The organism is Kitasatospora sp. NPDC054939, assembly GCF_053610105.1.
Genome location: NZ_JBSGXP010000074.1, coordinates 19,773 through 39,520 on the forward strand (window position 1 = coordinate 19,773; position 19,748 = coordinate 39,520).

Here is a 19,748-nt window from a genome sequence, read left to right on the forward strand (position 1 = left end):
CCCGAGGGGAATCGGCCGAAAAGCCCGCGTCCCGGCGCCGCGGCTCACGGGCGGGGCGTCGCCGGACATTCCGGGCGCGGCGGAGCCGTCCACCGAGGTGCGCCCGCCGGGGCTTCGGCCTACAGGTAGCAGCGGCGGTGGCGGAGGCTGCCGACGAGGCGGCCGGCGCGCAGGGCGGCGCGGGCGAGCCAGGCGGCGCGGTGGTCGGGGGGTCCGAGGAGGTCGGGGGTGTGGCGCAGGGTGTCCCACCAGGCGGCGGCGATGTCGGCGGGGCGGGAGCGGGGCATGCCGTGCGGGGCGAAGTCCCGGTAGAGCTGGGGGTGGGAGCGGCCGTAGCGGTAGAGCTGGCGGGCGATGGCGCGGGGGTCGTCGCGGAGCCGGTAGTGGACGACGGCGCGGGGCGCGAAGGCGAGGGGGTGGCCGGCGAGTTGGGCGCGCCAGAAGAACTCGACGTCGTCGCTGCCGTAGCGGTAGTCCTCGTCGAAGCCGCCGAGGTGCTGCCAGAGGTCCTTGTGGAAGCCGCAGTTGGCGCCGGCGGGGTAGGGCAGGAAGGCGAAGGTGTCGAGCAGGGCGTCGGCCTGTTTCGGCGGGCGGGCGGCCAGGGCGGGGTGGCCGTTGAGCCGTCGGCGTTCGAGGGCGCCGCCGACGGCGCGGCTGGTGCGCAGTGCGTCGACCATGGCGGTGATCCAGTCGGGGGCGGCGACGTCGTCGGCGTCGCAGCAGAGGACGAGTTCGCCGCGGGCGTGCCGGCAGCCGAGGTTGCGGGCGCGGTTGACGCCGCCGGGGCCGGCGGCGTCGACGATCCGGAGCCGGGGCAGTCGCTGCCGCCAGGTGTCGAGGAGGGCGCGGGTGCGGTCGGTGGAGCCGTTCTCGACGACGAGGAGTTCCCAGCGGTCGGGGTAGCTCTGGCGGGCCAGGGCGTCGAGTTGCTCGGCGATGGTCGCTTCGGCGTTGCGGGCGGGCATGACGACGGAGACCAGCTGCACCGGGGAGGGGTCGTTCACGGGGTGCTCCGGGAGGTGACCGGCGCGGGTGCCGGCACGGCGTGGAGGACCGCGTGGAGGACGGCGGCGGTGTCGCGCAGGTCGGCCAGGACCGTGTCGGCGCCGGCCTCCCGCAGGGCGGCGGCGTCGTGGGCGCCGGTGGCGACGGCGATCACCCGGGCGCCGGAGCTGCGGGCGGCGTGGACGTCGTGCGGGGTGTCGCCGATGAGCACGGGCTCGGCGGGGTGTCCGTACGCGGTTTCGGCGCGTCGGCGGGCGACGGGGACGAGGGCGGCGCGTTCGCGGGCGTCGTCGCCGTAGGCGCCGACGGCGGGGTCGAGGTGGTCGGCGAGGGCGAACAGCCGCAGCTTCAGGGCGGCGTTGGCGCGCAGGTTGCCGGTGAGGACGGACTGGGTGACCCCGTCGCGGGCCCGCAGGGCGTGCAGGGCTTCGCGGGCACCGGGCAGGACCCGTCCGGCGGTGCGGAGTTCGGCGGTGCGCCGGTGCAGTTGTGCGGCCAGTTCGGCGGCGACCTGCTCCGGTGCGGGCGGGGTGAGGCCGTGCCGGGCGAACAGCTCGTCCATGATGGCGAGTTCGGTGCGGCCGTCGGTGGGGACCCGGTGGCGGGCGGGTCGGCCGGTGAGGCGTTCGTACGCGGCCGGGTAGACGGAGCGGCCGATGGCGCCGTCGTCGATCAGGGTGCCGTCGATGTCCCACAGGAGGAGGATCCGCCTCATGTCCGGGCGGCCTGTCCTGCGGGGGCCGGGTCCTCGGCGAAGGGTCCGCGCCGGGCGGTGCAGTCCGCGCCGTGGCGGGCGGCGAGGTCGAGGGCTTCGGCGGTGTCCGTGCCGGCGGCGAGGGCGTAGGTGAGGACGGCGGCGAAGTTGTCGCCGACGCCGTAGGTGTCGACCAGGGGGCCGGGGGCAGGGGCGGGCCGGTAGCGCCGCGGGGGCAGGCCGCCGCAGGTGAAGGTGCCGCCGCGGTGGCCCTCGGTGCTGACGACGAGGTCGGGGGATCTGCGCAGCAGGGCCGGGTCGCAGCGTTCCGCGGGGTCGCAGCCGCTGCCGACCAGGGCGTCGACCCGGACGCCGGCCTCCTGCACGGTGGTGAACTCCCTGGCGGTGACCACGAGGACCCCGGCCCGTCGGGCCCGGCGCAGCAGGTCGGCGTCTCCGGCGGTGAAGAACACGGCGTCGCAGGCGGCGAGTTCGGTCCAGTCGAGGGGGTCGCTCGCGGCGGGTTGGAGGCGTTCGCCGAGGGTGACGGTGGTGCGTTCGCCGGTGCGGTCGACCATGCTGACGGCGGCGCGGGTGGGGCCGGCCCGGGTGGCGGCCTGGACCCGGACGCCGCGGTGTTCGAGTTCGGCGCGGGCGCGGTGCCCGGCGTGGTCGTCGCCGAGGGCGGTGAAGAAGGTGCAGCGGCCGGCGAGTTCGGCGAGGCGGACGGCGGCGACGGCGCCGCCGCCGGCCGGGCCGCGCCAGAGGTGTTCGGCGTGGGTGACCTCGCCGGCGGCGGGGACCTTGTCGAGGCCGGCGATGGTGGTCCATTCGGTGTGGCCCACCACGGCGACCCGCGGGCCGTCGGAGGGGGTCCGCGCGGCCCGGTGGGGGCGGCCGCCGTGTTCGCCGCGGTCCCGGTCGCCGCGCACGCCGCGGTCCCGGCCGCCGCTTTCACCACGGTCCCTGCCCTCGCGCACGCCGCGGTTCCGCCCGTCGCGTCCGCCGCGGTTGCGCCCGTTGTGTTCGTCCATGGCTCCGTGGCTCCTCGGCTCCCCGTCCCCCGGCCGGCCGTACGCCGGCGCCGCCCACCAGTGGACCACCGGTGGCCGCGCCGCGCCGGGCGGAGTGCTCCGATCGAGGGTACGTCGACGAACTATGAATGGCGGGTACGTACCGGCTCCGCCATGATGGGCGAATGAGCTCACGGGCTCCGTGCAGAACCCCGTGGCCGCAATCACCGAGCGGCCACCGGACGGGAGGCGCACGTGAACGAGGTGCAGGCAATCCTCTTCGATTTCGACGGCACCCTGTGGGATCCGGAGTCCGAGATCTTCCGCGCCCATGCGGAGGTCTTCTCGGAATTCGGCCACCAGTTGCCGGCGGATCTCTGGTCGTCGGTGGTCGGCACCATCGGGTTCGATCTGTGGACGCATCTGGAACAGCTCACCGGCTGCCCCGTGGACCGCCGGACGGTGCAGGACCGGGTGTGCTGTCGGCAGCGCGAACTGTTGGACGGACTGTCCAGCAGACCCGGGGTGCACGGCGTCCTGCGGGCGGTCGACTCGCTGGGGATCCCCCGCGGGATCGTCAGTAATTCCACCCGTGAATGGATCTCCCGGTACACCCGGCAATGCGGTATCGCCGACGGCTGGAGCACGGTGCAGTGCGCCGACGGAAACCGCAGCGAGGCGAAACCGGCCCCGCACCTCTATGTCGCCGCGCTCGCCTCACTGGGAATTCCGGCCGGGCAGGCGGTCGCATTCGAGGATTCCCCGAGCGGGGTGCGTGCGGCGAAAGGCGCCGGAATCCGGTGCGTCGCCGTTCCGAACGGAATGACCGCCGCGCTCGATCTCCGGGAGGCCGATCTGCGCATCGATTCGTTCGAGCAGATCGACCTGCCGGGAATTATCGGAAGGAAACCGATGGAACCTGTCAGCACCGCGGCCCCGAAGCGGCCGCCCGCGACGCCCGCGACCTCCGCGACCTCCGCGCCGGACGCCGCCGACGTCCTGCAGCACTACTACTACCTGCCGGACCGCCTGCGGGTGGTCGGCGGGGAGGGCGTGTACCTCTACTCCGAGGACGGCCGGCGCTATCTGGACTGCTCCTCGGGGACGTTCAACCTGAGCCTGGGCTACGCCCATCCGGAGATCGTCGAGACCGTCCGCGAGCAGGCCGGCCGGCTCATCCACGTCACCTCGAAGTTCCAGACCGAACCGCTGAACGCCCTGGTGGCGAAGCTGGCCGAGGTGTCCCCGCCCAACCTCACCCGGGTGCACCTGAAGTCGGCGAGCGGGTCGGACGCCAACGAGGGCGCCGTGAAGATCGCCCAGGTGCACACCGGGAACTCGGACGTGGTCACGCTCTTCCGCGGGCACCTGGGCCAGACCCTCGGCATGATCGGCGCCTCGGGGGCCGCGTTCCGCCGCACCCCGTTCCCCTCGCACCTGCCCGGGGTGGTGCACGTCCCCGACCCGCACTGCCTGCGCTGCTTCTACGGGCAGGACCGGGCCAGTTGCGGCCTGCTGTGCGTGGAGCGGATCAACGACTTCATCGACTACGCGAGCACCGGACGGGTGGCCTGCGTGGTGCTGGAGCCGATCAGCGGCAACGGCGGCAACGTGGTCCCGCCCGACGGCTACCTCCAGGCGCTGAAGGACCTGTGCGAGGAGCGCGGCATCGTGCTGGTCTTCGACGAGATCCAGACCGGCTTCGGGCGCACCGGCCGGATGTTCGCCGCCGACCACTTCGGCGTCGCCCCGCACATGCTGACCTTCGGCAAGGGGCTCGGCGGCTCCGGGATGCCGATCGCCGGCATCCTGACCGAGGACCGGCTGGCCGGGGTGGAGGGCCACCACATCAACTCGACGTTCGGCGGCAACGTGCTGGCCGCCGCGGCCGCCCTGAAGACGCTGGAGGTCATCGGCCGGCCCGGGTTCCTGGAGAACGTGCGGGACGTCGGCGCGCACGTCATGGAGCGGCTGCGCGAGCTGGCCACGAAGGTGCCGTTCGTCCGGGAGGTCCGCGGGGTCGGCCTGATGATCGGCATCGACATCGTGGACCGCACCGGCCGGCCCGACCCCGACCGCACCAACCTGCTCGCCGAACTCGGTATGGACCACGGCCTGCTGCTGCGGACCTCGCTGTACGGGCATGGCAACGTGCTGAAGGTCCGGCCGGCGCTGATCATGACCCGTCAGGAGGCGGACGAGATGTGCGACCTGCTGGAACGACTCTTCCTGGCCGCGTCGTGAGGGGCCTGGTGCAGGAGCTGTCCGGACGGATCCGGGCGGCCGTACGCGACGGGCTGCACGAGGTCGGCAGCCGCTACGTGCAGGGCACGGCGAAGGGCGGGGACGCCGAGTTCCCGGTCGACGTCCTCGCCGAACGCGCCGCCTGGGACTTCCTGACCGAGCGCGGCGAGCCCGTCGCCGTCTACACCGAGAGCGAGGGGCTGCGCACGATCGGCCGCGACCCCGGGCACGTCCTGGTCATCGACCCGATCGACGGCACCCGCGGGGCCGCCGCCGACCTGGAGATGGCCTGCGTGTCCATCGCCGCCGCCCCGTTCGGCCCGGACCCGGTGATCGGGGACATCCGGTACGCGATGCTCCAGGAGATCAAGTCCGGCCACTGGCTGTACGCGGACGCCGACGGCACGGGGATCGAGTCGAGCGGCTACCCGGCGCCCGTCCCCGGGCTGTCGTCCACCGTCGATCCCGCGCGGATGTTCTGGTCGCTGGAGTTCAACGGCCACCCGGCGGAGCTGATGACCGGCGCCTACGGCCATCTGATCGACGCCTCGGCCAACACCGGCGGCGTGTACGTGTTCAACAGCGCCTCGTTCTCCATCTCACGGATCATCACCGGCCAGATGGACGCCTACGTCGACATCGGCAACCGGCTGCTGCGCGACCGGCCCGCGACCGAGGCGGACTTCCGCCGGGTCGGGCACGGCAGCATCCTGCACCTGTTCCCGTACGACATCGCGGCCTCGGTGTACCTGGCCGAGCGGGCCGGCGTCACCATCACCGACGCGTACGGCAAATCGCTGCGCGACACGCTGCTGCTGGACATCGGCCCGCTCAACCAGCGCTCGTGCATCGCCGCCTGCACCCCCGAGCTGCACGCCGCGCTGCTCGACTCGATCCGCTGGTAGCGGCGGCCCCGGTGCACGGGAAGGAGGCCCCGGTGGAGAACGGTCACCGGCAGATCACCCTCGCGTCCGCCCGCCCGCCCGGCGGGTGGACCGACCGGGCGGCCCTGGCGGCCGTCACCGGCGCGCTCGGCCTGGAGGTCGGCCACGAGATCCTGGACGGCGGCTCCCCGGCCCGGGTGTACCGGGCGACCGGCCCGGCCGGGGAGGACCTCGCGGTCAAGGTGCTGGTGCCCGCGGCGGGCGCGGTGGACGGCCACGACCTGGTGTCCTTCCGCCGCAAGCGGGACCAGATCGAGCTGCTGCGCGCCCGGGCGCCGCGGCTGGCGGCGCACTACCTGCCGCTGCGGCACGCCGTGGACGGCGACGGCTGGTCCGCCTGCACGACGCCCTTCTACCCGTCCGTGGACCTCGCGGCGCCACTGCGGCAGGGCCCGCACGGCACCGGGGAGTTCTTCGCCCGCTGCACGGCGCTCGTCCGCACGCTCGTCCTCGACGGGTACGCCGTGCAGTCGCACCCCGTCCCGCCCGACCACACGGCGCGCACGGTCGTCGGCCGCTTCCTGCGCCGGCTGCCCGCCCTGCGCGCGGCGCTGCCCGCCGACCTGGCGGCCGCCGCCCGCGTCACGGTCAACGGCGTGCCCTGCGAGGCCCCCCCGACCGTCCTGGAACGCCTGGCGGACCGGCTCGGCCCACTCGCGCCGCCCCGGCTGATGGCCCCCGCGCACGGCGACGCCAACACCCGCAACGTGCTGGTCCCCGCCGGCCCCGGCGCACCGCCGGAGGACTTCCGGATCATCGACCCGCGCGGCTCCACCGAACCGTGGGACCCGGTGTACGACCTCGCGAAGACGCTGTTCAGCCTGAGCGTGTGGGATCCGGCCCTGCGGCTGGGCTTCGCGGTGGACGGCTCGGCGCGCTCCGGCTACCGGGTGGCCTTCCGGCAGCCGGTCCTCCCGGGCTACCGCGCGGCCGTCCACCGGTTCCTGCCGCACCTGGCGGCGGACGAGGGCCTGGCGGAGCTGTTCCGCGACGACCCGCAGTGGCGGCAGCGGCTGCTGCTCACCCACGACCTGCACGTCCTGGCGGAGGCCCCGTGCCGGCTCTCCGACCGCAAGCCCAAGCCCGACCGGCGCGGCGGCCACTCCTCGCCCGAGGAACTCGCCCTCGGCCACTACCTGCTCGGCACCCTGCTGATCAACGACCTCGCCGGCCGGCTCGGGCGCCCCGGCGGCGCGGACGCCGCGAGCCACCTCGCGCTGGTCACCGACTACCTCCCGGGCGGCTGACCGTGAACCGCCGACGCCACGGACCGTCAGAGCGCCCCGGGCCGCGCCAGGTGGGCGAGCGCCGGGCCGAGCCCGGGCCCCAGCAGGCCGTGCCGGGTGCTGCGCAGCACCAGCCGCGGCGGGCGGGGCGCCGCGCCGTCCTCCGCGCCCGCGGCGGCCACCACCCGGGTCGGCAGGTCCAGGGCCCGCTGCACGGCGGACATCAGCGCGAACCTGGTCACCACGTCGCCGCCGCCGTAGTGGACGACGCCGGTGCGCTCCCACAGCCGCTCCAGGGCCGGGCCGAGGCTGGGCAGGTAGACGGGGGCGCAGACCAGGTCGGTGCGGGCGGCGGTCACCGGCCGCTCCAGCCTGGCCAGGAAGCCGTTCGCCCAGGGGCCGCGGCCGAACACCAGCGGGATCCGCACCACCAGGTGGCCGCCCTCGGCGAGCAGCAGGTCCTCGGCGGCCGCCTTGGTCCGCCCGTAGACGTTGACGGGCGCGCGGACGTCGTCCTCGGTGTACCGCGCACGGGTGCCGTCGAAGACGTTGTCACTGGAGAGCAGGACCAGCTTCGCGCCCGTCCCGCGCACGGCCTCCAGCAGCACCTGCACGGGCCGCACGTTGAGGCGGTGGGCCAGCGCCGGATCGGCCTCGGCGGCCTCCAGCGGGACCAGGCCGGCCGCGTGCACGACCAGGTCGAAGCCGTCCGCCGCCAGCGCGGCCAGCCGCGGCTCGTCGCCCAGGTCCAGCGGCACCAGGCCCGGGGCGGGCCGGGTGGCGAAGGTGCCGACGACCTCGTGGCGCCGCGCCCAGGACGCCCACAGCCCGCCGCCCACGTACCCCGAGGCGCCGAGCAGCAGGATCCTCCGCCGCCGGCCGGGCGGGAGTGCGTCTGCGCCCTGCTGCCACCACATGACCATGACGGGCACTGTATGACAATGCGGGATGATCCGGGCAGGAGGACGCCATGAAGGCCGTCGTGTTCGAGGGCGTGGGCCGGGCGGCCCTCCGGGACCGGGAGCGCCCGTCCTGCGGGGCCGGCGAGGTCCTGGTCGGGGTGGTCGCCACCGGGATCTGCGGGACGGACCGGGCGATCCTGCGGGGCGAGTTCCCGGCCGAGCCCGGCGTGGTGCTCGGGCACGAGGCGGCCGGCGCGGTAGCGGCGATCGGCCCCGGCGTGACCTCCGTGGCACCGGGCGAACGGGTCGTCGTCAACCCGACCTACCACTGCGGCCGGTGCGGCCCCTGCCGCCGCGGCCGCGCGGCCCACTGCACGGCCAAGGAGGGCCGGGAGGTCGGCGTCGACCGGGACGGGACGATGGCCGACTTCGCCGTCGTCCCCGAACGCTCCGTCCACCGGCTCCCCGCCCCGGTGACCTACCGGCGCGGGGCCCTGGTCGAACCGCTCGCCTGCGTCCTCAACAACCTGCGCGCGGCCCGGCCGCACCGCGACGACCGGGTGCTGGTGCTCGGCGGCGGCCCGATCGGCGCCCTCTGCGCGCTGGTCCTGGCCCACCGCGGCGCCCACGTCGCCCTGGCCGAGCACGACCCCGTACGCGCGGACATCGCCCGCCGGATCCTGCCGCCGACGGTCCGGGTGCCCGCCCCCGAGGAGCCGCTCCGCGCCCTCGCGCCCGACGTCGTCGTCGACACCACCGGCACGCTGCCCGACGGCGTACTCGACGCACTGGAGCCCGGCGGCACCGTGGTGGTGATGGGCGAACGGGAGGGCACCACCGCCGACGTCCCGCTGCGCGCCCTGGCCACCCGCGGGATCCGGCTGGTGGGCGCCGGACCGTACCGGCCCGAGGACTTCGCGTTCGCCGTCGACCTCGCCCGGGACCTGCCGCTCGAACGGCTGGTGACCCACGTCCTGCCGCTCGACTGCTGCGCCGAGGCCCTCGCCCTGCTGGCGGTCGCACCGGACGGCCCGCACGCGGGGTACGGCGCCCTGAAGGTACTGCTCGCGCCGGGCCGCGCCGCGGAACTCGACCCGGACCTCGCGGGAGACCTCGCCGCCGACCGCACCATCGACCGCGTCGCCGGGCGCCGCGTCACGAACCCCGCCACCGCCACCGCCACCGCCACCGCCACCGCCACCGAAGAGGAGCCCGCCGGATGAGCACCGTACGCCTCGCCGCCCGCCCCGCCTTCGCCGACGGGGCGCTCGTCCTGGACGGCCGGCCCCGCTTCCTCCTCGCCGGCGAGTACCCCTACTACCGCGACCGCCCCCGCCGTTGGGCACCCAAGCTGGCCGCACTGCGCGAGGCCGGCATCGAGGTGGTGACCTGCTACGTCCCCTGGCGCCACCACGAGACCACCGAGGCGGGCGGCCGACGGCTCCGCTTCGACGGCGACGGCAACCGCGACCTCGCCGCCTTCCTGGAGCTGATCGCGGCCACCGGCCTGCTCGCCCTGCCCAAGCCCGGCCCCTTCGTCCACGCCGAACTCCCTTTCGGCGGACTGCCCGACCGCCTCAGCCCCACCCTCGACCCGCGCCGGCACCCCGCCCGCTCGGCCGACGGACGGCCGCTGCCCTACCAGCAGTTCACCCTCCCCTCCGTCCTGGACCCGCTGTTCCTCGCCGACGCCACGGACTGGCTGCACGCCGTCGGACGGTTCCTGCGGCCCTACCTGCACCCGCACGGCCCCGTCGTCGCCGTCCAGATCGGCAACGAGGGCCACTACGGCGAAACCGCCCTGCCCATCGACGCCCTCGACCGCTCCCAACCCGCCGCCGAGGACTTCGCCCGCCGCGCCCCCGGAACCACCCCGCCCACCCCGCCCACCGGGCTGCTCTCCACGGCCGATCCGCAGCCCCTGATCCGCTGGGCGCAGTGGTCGGCCGAGGTCCTCCGCAGCGGAACGGCCCGCCTCGCCGAAGCCCTCGGCCCCGACCTCCCCGTCCTCACCACCTGCTCCCCGCCCGCCAGGGCCGACCGCAACCCCGCACGGGCCGCCGGACGGTACGACACCTGGCTCGCCAGGAACCGGATCGGTGCACCCCCCGCCCTCCCCCGTGCCTACACCAGCTGGACGGGCGACGTCCTGACGGACGACGAGGCCCTGCTCAACTACGTCCTGGCGGCCAAGGCCGGCCGGGGCCCCAACATCGAGGAGAACTGGGGCCTGCGCTGGGCCGGACCGGGCTGCGCCCACCCCGTCGTCCCCGTCCACCACAGCCTGCTCGGCGTGGCCTGCGGGGCCACCGGCATCACCGTCTACCCGGCCTGCGCCACCACGGACTGGGGCGAGCACCTCGCCGTACCCCCCTCCGCGAACACCGGCGACCCCGCCCGGTACGCACCGCCGTACGGCGACGCCGCCCCCGTCCGCGCCGACGGCTCCCCCGGCCCGGCCTACGCCGCCCTCCAGGTCCTCACCCACTTCCTGGCCGGCCAGCACGACGCACTCGCCACCTCCCGCCCCGAACCCGGCATGCGCTGGGCCGTCCACCCGCCGTACGCGGCCGTCGGCGCCTGGGCCTGGGCGGGCGAACCGCTCGTCCCCCCGGCCGAGCGGACCCTGATCCCCTTCGTCAGCCACTGCCTGCGCCGCAACCTGCCCTTCCAACTGGAGGAGACGACCGACCGCACCCCGGCCACAGGCCCGCTGGTCGTCGCCTCCGGCCCCTTCATGGAACGCGACCTCCAACACCACCTCGCCGACCTCGCCGCACGGGGCGGCCCGCTCCTCCTCATCGGTGAACTCCCCCGCCAGGACGAACGACTGCGCCCCTGCACCGAACTGGCCGACGCCGCACGCCGGTACGCCGTCCGCACCGTACGGCCCGGCGCGACCGCCATCGGGCCGGCCGTCGAACAGTGGCTGCGCACCGGCTGCCCGGCGCCCCCGCGCGCCAGACCCGGCCCCTGGCTCGAACTGCGCCGCACCACCGCCGACCCCGAGGACCTCCTCGTCTTCCTCTTCAACCGCACCCGCAGCCCCCTCCAGGCCCGCACCCGCTGCGGCCCGCACCTCGTCACCGCCGACCTCGTCGCGGGCGGCTGCGCCGCCGTCCGGGTGACGCACGGCCGGCTCGGCGCCTGCTACGTCAAAGGCCTCGACGAGCGGACCGGCGCGGGCGTGCCCGTCCGGGTCCGGGTCGGACCCGACCTGCTCAGCACCGACCGGCCCTGCGACCTGTCCGCCCTCCGCGGCCCCGACGCCTTCGCCACCCGCACCGAAGCGGTCCACGGCCGGGCCCGGGTCCTCCTCCCGGAGACCCCGTGACCCCCGCCGCTCCCGAGGGCGTCGGCATCGACGTCGGCGCCACCAAGACCGCGGCGGTCCGGGTGGCCGCCGACGGCACCGTGACGGCGCGGGCCCGCTGCGCCACCCCCCGCCGCACCGCCGGCGAGCTGGTCGCCGCCGTCGCCGGCCTGGTCGAGCAGGTGCGCGACGAACGGACCACCGCGGTCGGCGTCGGCCTGCCGGGCATGGTCGACGTCCGCACCGGGGCACTCGCCTACGCCCCCGGCCTCGCCTTCGCCCGCGCCCCCCTCCGGACACTGATCGCCGAAGCCGCCGGACTCCCCGTGGTGACCGACAACGACGCCAACACCGCCGCCTGGGCCGAGTACCGCCTCGGCGCGGGCCGCGGCCACCGGCACCTGGTGCTGGTGACCCTGGGCACCGGCCTCGGCTGCGGCGTGGTCGTCGACGGCCGCCTGCTGCGCGGCGCGCACGGCTTCGCCACCGAGGCCAGCCACCTCACGGTCGACCCGCACGGCCCGCTCTGCGAGTGCGGACGCTACGGCTGCTGGGGCGTCTCGGCCTCCGGCGCCACCATCGCCCGGCTCGGCGCCGAGGCCGCCGCCGACCACCCCGCCTCCCTACTGGCCCGCTCGATCGGGCGCGACGCCCTGCGCGCGGGCGAGGCGGTCACCGAGGCCGCCCGGGGCGGCGACCTCCGGGCGCTGGCGATCCTGGACCGGATCGGCGTGCTCACCGGCGTCGGCCTCGCCGCCCTGGCCAACCTGTTCGACCCGTCCGTCCTGGTCGTCGGCGGCGGCCCGATCACCGCGGACGAACTGCTGCTCGGCCCGGCCCGCACCTCCTTCGCCCGCGAGCTCTACGCCGCCGGGGACCGCCCGCCCGTGCCGCTGCGGGCGGCCCGCTTCGCCAACGACGCCGGAGCGATCGGCGCCGCCCTTCTCGCGGTCGACAGCCTCGCGGGCGACAGCCTCGGGGACGACAGCCTCACGGACGACGACGCCCCCTGAGCCGCCGGGAGCCCGCGGACCCGGCCGGTGTCCGATCGCTCGGGCGGCGCCGCGGCCGGAAGCCTGCGGACCCGACCCGCCGACCTCCAGGGCGGCGCAGCGGCCGGGGCGCCCCGGCCGCCGTACGATCACGGCGTCGAAAGGAAGCCGATGCACCGTCCGCTGCTGCGCGCCGTCGGCGCCGCCACCGCCCTGTACGGCCTCGCCGTCACCGCCCGCCCCGGCCTGCTGGCCCGCCCCTCCGGCCTGGCCGGCCCAAACGGCACCGTGCCGAGCGCCGTCGCCACCTGCCTGCGCCCGCTCGGCGTCCGCGACGCCGCCAACGGGCTGGCGATGCTGCTCGCCCCCGACGACCGCACCCTGCGCACCGCCACCGTCCTGCGGATCGCCGCCGACCTCGGCGATGCCGTCACGCTCGTCCCGACCCTTCCGCGCCGCCGCCACCGCGCCATGGCGCTGGTGGTCTCGGTCGGCTGGGGCGCCCTCTCGGTGGCCGGCCTGCTCACCGACCGGCGCGGCACCGGCCCGCGCGGCAGCGGCCCGACCCGCGGTGAGCGGTGAGCACCCCGGCGGGCCGATTCCCCGTCAGTCGGCCGCGTTGTAGCCGGCCGTCCATCCGCCCGTCCACCGGTCGCCGCGAGTGAAGACGGCGGCGCGGGCAGGGCACGCACGAAAGCGGCCCGCCCCACCGGGTCGCACAGCCGAAAGGACCGTGATGACTGTCTTCCGTACCCCCAGGACCGCCGCGCTGGCCCTCGCGGCGATCGCGTTCCTGGGCCCTTCCCTGGCCGCGCCGTTCCCGGCCTCCGCAGCGGCGGGTTGCCGGGGCAATGCGTGCGACGGGAGGAATCCGGAGGCCTCGGGCTGCCGGGCCGACGCACGGGACGTCCCGAACAGTCACGTGCGGCCCGGCTCGCAGAAGACGCCTCGCGTGTGGGCGCGCTATTCGCCGGGTTGTCACGCGGTCTGGGCCAAGGCGGACCGGGCCGACGGCTGGACACTGCGGATCCAGGTCCTGGACGGGCCGTCGTACGACGCGCCGACCAAGGCGTCCACGGAGGCGTTCACCGCGATGGTCGGGGCCGACCGCAAGCACCGGGTCTGCATCCTGGACGTCGACGGGCAGTGGGAGTGCGGTGCATGGCGGCGCGGAGGGTAGCCGTCCCCCCGGATTCGGCCTCGGCCCCCCGGCCGCCCTCTTCGTGAGGGCGGCCGGGGGCCGCGTTCGTAGCGGCGGAAGGGCTTGTTCCGGCCCTCCTGGTCGCGGGAGGCGTTCCGGCCGGGCGTTCCAGGAGCGGGAGAATGCCCAGGTCAGAGGGGTGGAAGCGTTCCAGCGTCCCGGATCGGCGGGCGGCTCTGGCGGGTGGGGCGGACGGCGGGCCAGAGTGGTGGTCGACGGGGGCCGCCGGCTTCCCGTCACCCCGGCTCGGCGCTGTCCTGCGCTGCCGGGCCGGCTCCCGTACCGCTCCCGGCCGTCCTGGCCGCGGTACCGGAATGCCCTCCGACCGTCCTTCGATCCCACGGGGAAGTCCGCCATGTCCGTTCGTCGTGCCCTGTTCGTCCCTGCCGTCCTCGCCGTCGGCGCCGCCCTGTCCCTGACCGCCTGCTCGCCCGGTGATGTGACGGCCGACCCGCAGCCGGCGAAGTCCACCGCCTCCGCCGCTTCCGCACCGTCCACGCCGGCGACCCCGTCGGCCCCTGGTGCCGCGGGTGCCCCGTCGGCTGCGGCCAGCGGTGCGCCCGCGGCCCGACCCGCCGCCTCCACCGCGCCCAGCCACCCGGCGGCCGGCCCTACCGGTGCGACCTCGGCGACCGGCGGCTCCGGCACTGCGGGCGGTTCGGACGGTGACGCGTACGCCTACGGCCACCCGTGCGAGAGCAAGCAGCTGACGGTGCGCCTGACCGCCCGCTCCGGGGCGCCCACGCAGCGGGTCATCGAGGTGCACAACCAGGGCCCCCGCTCCTGCGGCCTCAGCTACTTCCCGCTGGTGAACCTGGGCGACTCGCGGTCCGCGGACCGCAGCAAGGACGTCAAGCCGCTGGTGCCCGGCGGCCTGGGCGGCGCCCCCGCCTTCCCCGTCGCGGCCGGACAGACCGTGTACGCGGTGCTCGACCTGAACCCCTCCGGCGCGGCCGGCGGCACCGTGCCCGGCATCGACGAGGTGAACGTGCTCGCCGACGGCGACCACATGCCCACCGCGGAGACCGTGAACCTCCCGCTCGGGCCCGGTGCGAAGGTGCTCAAGCCGCGGCTCGGCCTGTACCGGGCCACCGTCGCGGACGCCGCGGCCTCGGCCGCCGGGGCGGACCGCCAACTCTGAGCCCCGGCTGTGCCCCGCCCCGCCTGTCCGCCCGTCGCTCCCCCGGATTCGGGATCCCCGAACCGCAGCAGGTACCGTGAGCTGCGAATTCGGCGGGGAGCCGGGCGGGCACGGGCGGGGAAGGCAGAGCATGGGAGTCGAGACCGACGGGTTCGCGGCGATGCTGCGCGAGCTGAAGGAGCGTTCGGGCCGCAGCTACGGCGCGCTCGCGACCCGGCTGCACGTCAGCACCTCGACGCTGCACCGCTACTGCAACGGTGCCGCCGTCCCCACCGAGTACGCGCCGGTGGAGCGGTTCGCCCGGGCGTGCGGGGCGACCGACGCCGAACTCGTCGAACTGCACCGCCGCTGGATCGTGGCGGACGCGGCACGGCGCCGCGAGCCGGGCCCGGCGGCGGCGCAGCCGGAGACCGCGGCAGGGACGGGGACGGACGAGGCGGTGGAGGCCGTCGAGACGGTGCAGGTCGTTTCTTCACCGGCGGCGGCCGAGCGTGACCGACCGGGCAGGACCCGCACCCGGGTGCTGCTGAGCGCGGCCACGGTCGCCGTGCTGGCCGCCGCGGCGGCGGCCTTCGCCCTGCGCGGCACCGCCACCCCGACCGCCGCCCCGCCGACGAACCCGACCGCCTCCGCCGCCGTCGCGGCCCCGCCCTCCCCCGGGCCCGGCACCTCGGCCCCCACCACCCCGGCCCCCACCGCCACCGCCACGGCGCCGCCCGCGGAGGTCCCGGCCCCCTTCCACGTCAGCGTCCTGACGGACAACTGGGGCAGCGCCTGCGGCCAGTGGTTCCTGTCACCGCGCGCCCCCGGCCAGGTGGCCCCGCCCCCGGACTCCGCCGCCGCCATCGGCAGCTGGGCGGCGGCGCAGCAGGCCGTACCCGGCGGGCACCTGCGTCTGCAGCTGACCGCGCAGGGCGCCGGCGCCACCCCCGTCGTCCTGCACGCCGCGTACGTGCACGTCGTCAGCACCCAGCCGGCGCCCCGCTGGAACGCCTACACGCCCGGCTCCGGCTGCGGCGGGCAGCTCACCCCGGCCGCCTTCGCCGTGGACCTCGACGCCCCGGCGCCACGGGCCGTCCCGGTCCCCGCACAGGAGGGCAACGTCAAGGGCGCCACCTCCGACTTCCCTTACCGCGTCTCGGACACCGACCCGCAGGTCTTCCAGGTCGACGCCGCCACCCGCGCCCAGGACGTCAGCTGGTACCTGGACGTGGTGTGGAGCAGCGGCGACCGGCAGGGCACCCTGAAGGTCGACGACCACGGCCGCCCCTTCCGCACCGCCGGCGTACACGGCGCGCCGGGCTACTCGTACGAGGGCAAGTACTGGAGCCCCGCCCAGCCGGAGGACTGAGAGCCTTCCGACGAGCGTTCGACCCGCCCGGGCGGGGTGTGCGCGGAGCGTGCGCCGGGCGGGACCGTGCGCCGGGGCGGGCTCCCGTACCCTCCGGCACGGCCGGGGGGCGTCGGCCCGCCGCGGCGGCACACTGGTGCCCACGACGTCGGGGGGCGTCGGTGCGGCCTCGCCGACCGGTTCGGCACACCCCGTACAGGAGGACGCCCATGACCACAGCTCCCTCGCCCAAGGCGAGAACCGTCGCCGCGTTCCAGACGGTCGCGGGCAATCCCGGCGGCTACACCTGGCACTGGGAGGGCGGAACGCTTGCCACCAAGCACATCCGGACCACGGTGGGCGGTCGCGAGCTGATCGTCGACGTCCACCCGGACACGACCACGACCCTCGGCGGCGCCTACCTGCGCGGTGTGGACGACAGCGGAACCAACCTGCTGGACGGGACCACCCTGACCCAGCGGGACTCCGTCCTGAACCACCTGCGGACCACGTTCGCGACGCAGATCCAGACCGCCGTCACCGCCGTCGCAGCGGCGAGCCCGGCCCTGAGCGACCCGTCCTGGCGAGAGAAGAAGAAGGACGCGAAGTAGCCGCCGCGCAGGTAAGCGCAGAGTTGCGACCGGCCGCGCCCGGGTGAGCCGGGTCCAGCGCTGCCTAGCCCCGTGTGAGCAGGGCGGGCACTCCAGCGTCGGCACGTCGCCGGGGCGGTACTCGGAACTCATGCCCGCATCCTGCCCGCCCCCGCCGGCACCACCTCCGACGCCCCGTGGGCGAGCCGAGACGGCTCACTCACGGGGCGGGGTACGGGCGACGTGGGGTCAGGGGCGGGCGGCGACCGCCTCCACCTCGAACAGCACGTCGGGCGTGGCCAGGCCCGCGACGCCGATGAGGGTCTGGGTGGGCGGCTTCGTGCCCCAGCGCTCCTGCACGGCCCCGGCGATCGGGCCGAGCTTGCTGACGTCGTGGTTCACCACGTACGTCCGGAGCTGGACGACGTGGCCGAGGTCGAGCCCGTGGGCGGCGAGCGCGGTGCCGAGGTTGTCGAAGGTGCGCTTCACCTGTTCGGCGAAGTCGGCCGAGACGACCGCGCCGTCCGGGTCCGATCCGTACTGGCCGGCGACGAACACCAGGTCCGTCCCCGCGGGGACGGCGGCGGTGTGGCTGTAGCCGAACGGGACCGGGTTGTGCAGACCGTCCGGGTTGACGATGGCGTGTGCCATGACGGGTCACCTCTCGTGTGCAATGGGGCTGTTGTGGTGCAGGAAGAGCCTCGCAGCGGAACCACGACATCCTGTGTCAGGTATTCCGGTACGGTTTCCGCATGCGCGCCGATCGGTTGGTCTCGCTGGTGCTGCTGCTCCGACAGCACGGCCGGCTGTCCGCGACCACGCTGGCCCGCGAGCTGGAGGTGTCCACCCGCACCGTGCTGCGCGACATCGAGGCGCTGTCCGTAGCGGGCGTCCCGGTCTACGCCGAACGCGGCCGCAACGGCGGTTTCGCCCTGCTGCCCGGCTTCCGGACCGAGCTCACCGGCCTGAACCACGACGAGGCGCTCGCCCTGCTGGTCGCCGGATCGCGCCGCGGCGCGCAGGCGTTCGGCCTCGGCTCGGCGCTCGCCTCGGCCATGCTCAAGGTGGTCGACGCGCTCCCCGAGGACTACCGCACCACCGCGACCGGCGCGGCCCGCCGGCTGCTCATCGACCCGGAGACCGACCTGCTCGCCCGGCGGGTGGTCCCGGAGGAACTGCCCGACGCGGTCGTCTCCGAGGTCCGGCGCGCGGTGCTCGCCGGCCACAAGCTGCGCATCCGCTACGCCGCCGCGGACCGGGCCCCGGAGTGGCGCACGGTGGACCCGATCGGCCTGGTCACCGTGCGCGGCCACGGCTACCTGCTGGCCACGAGGTCCGGCGCGGACCGCACCTACCGGCTGTCCCGGATCCGGGCCGCCGAGGAACTGCCCGAGGCCGCCCAGCGGCCGGACCGGGTCGACCTGGACCGGGCGTGGCAGGAGCGCAGCACGCAGTTCCGGGCCGGCGACGACCAGGTCACCGTGCTGGTACGGCTGGACCCGGCGCGCCGCGACGAGCTGCTGGGCACCGCGGTCGCGCTCCGCTCCGAGGAGACCGACCCGGACGGCCGGCTGCGACTGGAGGTGAACTTCCAGGACCGGCGGCACGCCGAATGGGCGCTGTGGCAACTCGCCACGGGCGCCGAGGCCCTGGCCCCGCAGTGGCTGCGCGACTCGCTGCACGACCGCGCCGCCGCGATCGTCTCCTGTTACGGCGCGGCGCGCTGAGCGGGGACGCCGACCCGCTCGGGCACGCGCGGGGGTGCTAGTGCAGGACCGCGTAGACGGTGCCGGCGACGAGGGGGCCGAGGGCGGTGCCGGTGAGGACCTGGGAGAGCGTGTGCTCGCGGACGGCCACCCGGGCCCAGCCGAGGACCGCGACCAGGGCGAACCCGGCCAGCCACAGCGGGCCGTAGGCCTGGGCGAGCATCGCCAGCGCCCCGCCGAGCACGGCCACATGGGCGCTGATCTGGTACCGGGCGAGCGCGGTGATCGGCCAGATGACGGTGATGGTGGCCCACATGGCGGCCGTCATCGCGAGGAGCGGATCGGGCGCACCGGTGGCGGCCTCCAGTCCGAGGCCGACGGCCACCGAGAGGCTGACCGCGGGCAGCACGCTGACCCGCTGCTGACGATCCGTCAGATGCCGGTTGGCCCAGGTGCCGTCGCCCTTGACGTAGAGGATGTACGCCATGGGCAGGACGGCGGCGAAGAGTATCGCGATGACCGCCCAGCCGAGCCCCTTCCACCCGTAGAGCCCGCAGCCGATGGCCAGGGAGACCCCGATGATGACGTTCTTGGGGTCGATCCAGTCGGTCAGGCCGCGCGCGAGGCGGTACGCGGCGGTCGCCGGGGTCGCGGATGTCGCGGATGTCGCGGATGTCGCGGATGTCGCGGCGGCCGCCGCGGTCTCGGCAGCGGGCTCGGCGGTGGAGGTCATGGGGTGGCCTTGGTGTCGGGGTCGGCGGACGCCTGCCGATTGTCCCGTACCGGGCCTGCCCGCCTGCGCCCACTGCGCCCCTTACGGTCGGCCGCGCGCTACGCGGAACCGTCCCGGTGGCGTACGTGCAGGTGGCCGTCGAGCGGGAACTCGGGCGGCAGCGCGGACAGGACACGGTCGAAGGCGTACCCGGTCTTCTCCGCCACCCGACAGGAGGCCGGGTTGTCCACCTGGTGCAACAGCTCCAGCCGCTCCAACCGCTGTGCGCCATCAGGGCCGAGCCGGTCGAAGGCCCAGGCGGTGAGGGCCTCCAGCGCCCGCGGCGCCACACCCTTGCCCCGGGCGTGCGCGGCGGTCCAGTAGCCCACCTCCGCGGACGGGCCGCCGGGGTCCGCCCTCTTGAGGACCACATTGCCGACCAGCGGCCCACGGGGTGCGTTCGGGGCCGCTTCGAGGACCGCGAAGCTCAGCCGGTCGCCCGCCTCCCAGCCCTGCTGCTGGGTCCGTATCCAGTGCAGGGCCTCGGCCTCGTTCGTCACGACCGAGGTCGTCCAGTGGCGCAGCACGGGGTCGCGGTAGGCCTCGACGAGGGCGGCGGCGTCCTCGGGGCGCCAGGGGCGCAGGACGAGGGCGGGGGCGGTAAGTATCGCGGTCGCGTGCAGTTCGACGGTGTCGGCGGTGTCGTTCACGGGTTGATCGTATGCGGGGCCACCG

Annotated in this window: 19 protein-coding genes; 12 read left to right on the forward strand and 7 right to left on the reverse strand. The window is 75.6% G+C overall.

Features of this window, described 5'->3' with window-relative positions; all coding sequences use genetic code 11:
- Nucleotides 1-119 precede the first annotated feature (119 nt).
- The 3 genes from ACWGB8_RS21380 to ACWGB8_RS21390 are packed head-to-tail and all read right to left on the reverse strand — an operon-like array spanning nt 120 to nt 2,733.
- A complete protein-coding gene (locus ACWGB8_RS21380; protein WP_452215120.1) occupies nt 120-1,004 on the reverse strand; it encodes a glycosyltransferase in 885 nt (294 codons plus the stop codon).
- The gene (locus ACWGB8_RS21385) at nt 1,001-1,720 is read right to left on the reverse strand and encodes an HAD family hydrolase (protein ID WP_452215121.1); all 720 of its coding nucleotides are present in this window, start codon (nt 1,718-1,720) and stop codon (nt 1,001-1,003) included. The genes ACWGB8_RS21380 and ACWGB8_RS21385 overlap by 4 nt, the downstream gene beginning before the upstream one ends.
- Nucleotides 1,717-2,733 (reverse strand): PfkB family carbohydrate kinase, encoded by a 1,017-nt coding sequence (locus tag ACWGB8_RS21390; RefSeq protein WP_452215122.1) that lies wholly within the window; start codon nt 2,731-2,733, stop codon nt 1,717-1,719. Before ACWGB8_RS21390 ends, ACWGB8_RS21385 begins: the two co-directional genes overlap by 4 nt.
- Nucleotides 2,734-2,967: 234 nt before the next feature.
- Here ACWGB8_RS21390 and ACWGB8_RS21395 point away from each other — a divergent pair, with 234 nt between their 5' ends.
- The 3 genes from ACWGB8_RS21395 to ACWGB8_RS21405 are packed head-to-tail and all read left to right on the forward strand — an operon-like array spanning nt 2,968 to nt 7,147.
- Nucleotides 2,968-4,956 (forward strand): aminotransferase class III-fold pyridoxal phosphate-dependent enzyme, encoded by a 1,989-nt coding sequence (locus tag ACWGB8_RS21395; RefSeq protein WP_452215123.1) that lies wholly within the window; start codon nt 2,968-2,970, stop codon nt 4,954-4,956.
- Nucleotides 4,953-5,861 carry an inositol monophosphatase family protein gene (locus ACWGB8_RS21400; protein ID WP_452215124.1) on the forward strand — a complete coding sequence of 303 codons (909 nt, stop codon included), beginning with the start codon at nt 4,953-4,955 and terminating at the stop codon, nt 5,859-5,861. The genes ACWGB8_RS21395 and ACWGB8_RS21400 overlap by 4 nt, the downstream gene beginning before the upstream one ends.
- Nucleotides 5,862-5,893: 32 nt before the next feature.
- Complete coding sequence (locus tag ACWGB8_RS21405; RefSeq protein WP_452215125.1) at nt 5,894-7,147, forward strand: hypothetical protein; 1,254 nt, start codon at nt 5,894-5,896, stop codon at nt 7,145-7,147.
- 26 nt (nt 7,148-7,173) lie between these two features.
- Here the strand turns inward: ACWGB8_RS21405 and ACWGB8_RS21410 are convergent, their stop codons facing one another.
- Complete coding sequence (locus ACWGB8_RS21410; RefSeq protein WP_452215126.1) at nt 7,174-8,049, reverse strand: SDR family oxidoreductase; 876 nt, start codon at nt 8,047-8,049, stop codon at nt 7,174-7,176.
- A 47-nt stretch (nt 8,050-8,096) separates the two neighbouring features.
- Between ACWGB8_RS21410 and ACWGB8_RS21415 the strand changes: the two genes are divergently transcribed.
- From ACWGB8_RS21415 to ACWGB8_RS21450, 8 genes are all read left to right on the forward strand, one after another.
- Entirely contained in the window at nt 8,097-9,251 is a 1,155-nt protein-coding gene (locus ACWGB8_RS21415; RefSeq protein ID WP_452215127.1) for a zinc-dependent alcohol dehydrogenase, read from the forward strand.
- Nucleotides 9,248-11,362, forward strand: coding sequence for a beta-galactosidase (locus ACWGB8_RS21420; protein WP_452215128.1), 2,115 nt, complete (start codon nt 9,248-9,250; stop codon nt 11,360-11,362). The genes ACWGB8_RS21415 and ACWGB8_RS21420 overlap by 4 nt, the downstream gene beginning before the upstream one ends.
- Nucleotides 11,359-12,354, forward strand: a complete 996-nt coding sequence (locus tag ACWGB8_RS21425) for an ROK family protein (protein ID WP_452215129.1) — start codon at nt 11,359-11,361, stop codon at nt 12,352-12,354. Before ACWGB8_RS21420 ends, ACWGB8_RS21425 begins: the two co-directional genes overlap by 4 nt.
- Nucleotides 12,355-12,504: 150 nt before the next feature.
- Nucleotides 12,505-12,915: a hypothetical protein gene (locus tag ACWGB8_RS21430; protein WP_452215130.1), complete on the forward strand. Its 411-nt coding sequence runs from the start codon at nt 12,505-12,507 to the stop codon at nt 12,913-12,915.
- Nucleotides 12,916-13,069: 154 nt separating this feature from the next.
- Nucleotides 13,070-13,513, forward strand: coding sequence for a DUF2690 domain-containing protein (locus ACWGB8_RS21435; RefSeq protein WP_452215131.1), 444 nt, complete (start codon nt 13,070-13,072; stop codon nt 13,511-13,513).
- Between the two features lie 376 nt (nt 13,514-13,889).
- The gene (locus ACWGB8_RS21440) at nt 13,890-14,675 is read left to right on the forward strand and encodes a DUF4232 domain-containing protein (RefSeq protein ID WP_452215132.1); all 786 of its coding nucleotides are present in this window, start codon (nt 13,890-13,892) and stop codon (nt 14,673-14,675) included.
- A 130-nt stretch (nt 14,676-14,805) separates the two neighbouring features.
- Nucleotides 14,806-16,026 (forward strand): helix-turn-helix domain-containing protein, encoded by a 1,221-nt coding sequence (locus ACWGB8_RS21445; RefSeq protein ID WP_452215133.1) that lies wholly within the window; start codon nt 14,806-14,808, stop codon nt 16,024-16,026.
- A 209-nt stretch (nt 16,027-16,235) separates the two neighbouring features.
- On the forward strand, nt 16,236-16,616 hold the full coding sequence (locus tag ACWGB8_RS21450; protein ID WP_452215134.1) for a hypothetical protein: 381 nt from the start codon (nt 16,236-16,238) through the stop codon (nt 16,614-16,616).
- A gap of 228 nt (nt 16,617-16,844) precedes the next feature.
- On the opposite strand, the gene ACWGB8_RS21455 is transcribed toward ACWGB8_RS21450, so the two are convergent.
- Nucleotides 16,845-17,246 carry a RidA family protein gene (locus tag ACWGB8_RS21455; RefSeq protein WP_452215135.1) on the reverse strand — a complete coding sequence of 134 codons (402 nt, stop codon included), beginning with the start codon at nt 17,244-17,246 and terminating at the stop codon, nt 16,845-16,847.
- 101 nt (nt 17,247-17,347) lie between these two features.
- On the opposite strand from ACWGB8_RS21455, the gene ACWGB8_RS21460 reads away from it, so the two are divergent.
- Nucleotides 17,348-18,322, forward strand: coding sequence for a helix-turn-helix transcriptional regulator (locus tag ACWGB8_RS21460; protein WP_452215136.1), 975 nt, complete (start codon nt 17,348-17,350; stop codon nt 18,320-18,322).
- Nucleotides 18,323-18,359: 37 nt separating this feature from the next.
- Here the strand turns inward: ACWGB8_RS21460 and ACWGB8_RS21465 are convergent, their stop codons facing one another.
- Together ACWGB8_RS21465 and ACWGB8_RS21470 are read right to left on the reverse strand one after the other, a co-directional pair.
- Nucleotides 18,360-19,034, reverse strand: coding sequence for a hypothetical protein (locus ACWGB8_RS21465; RefSeq protein WP_452215137.1), 675 nt, complete (start codon nt 19,032-19,034; stop codon nt 18,360-18,362).
- Nucleotides 19,035-19,132: 98 nt separating this feature from the next.
- Complete coding sequence (locus ACWGB8_RS21470) at nt 19,133-19,723, reverse strand: GNAT family N-acetyltransferase (protein ID WP_452215138.1); 591 nt, start codon at nt 19,721-19,723, stop codon at nt 19,133-19,135.
- Nucleotides 19,724-19,748 lie beyond the last annotated feature (25 nt).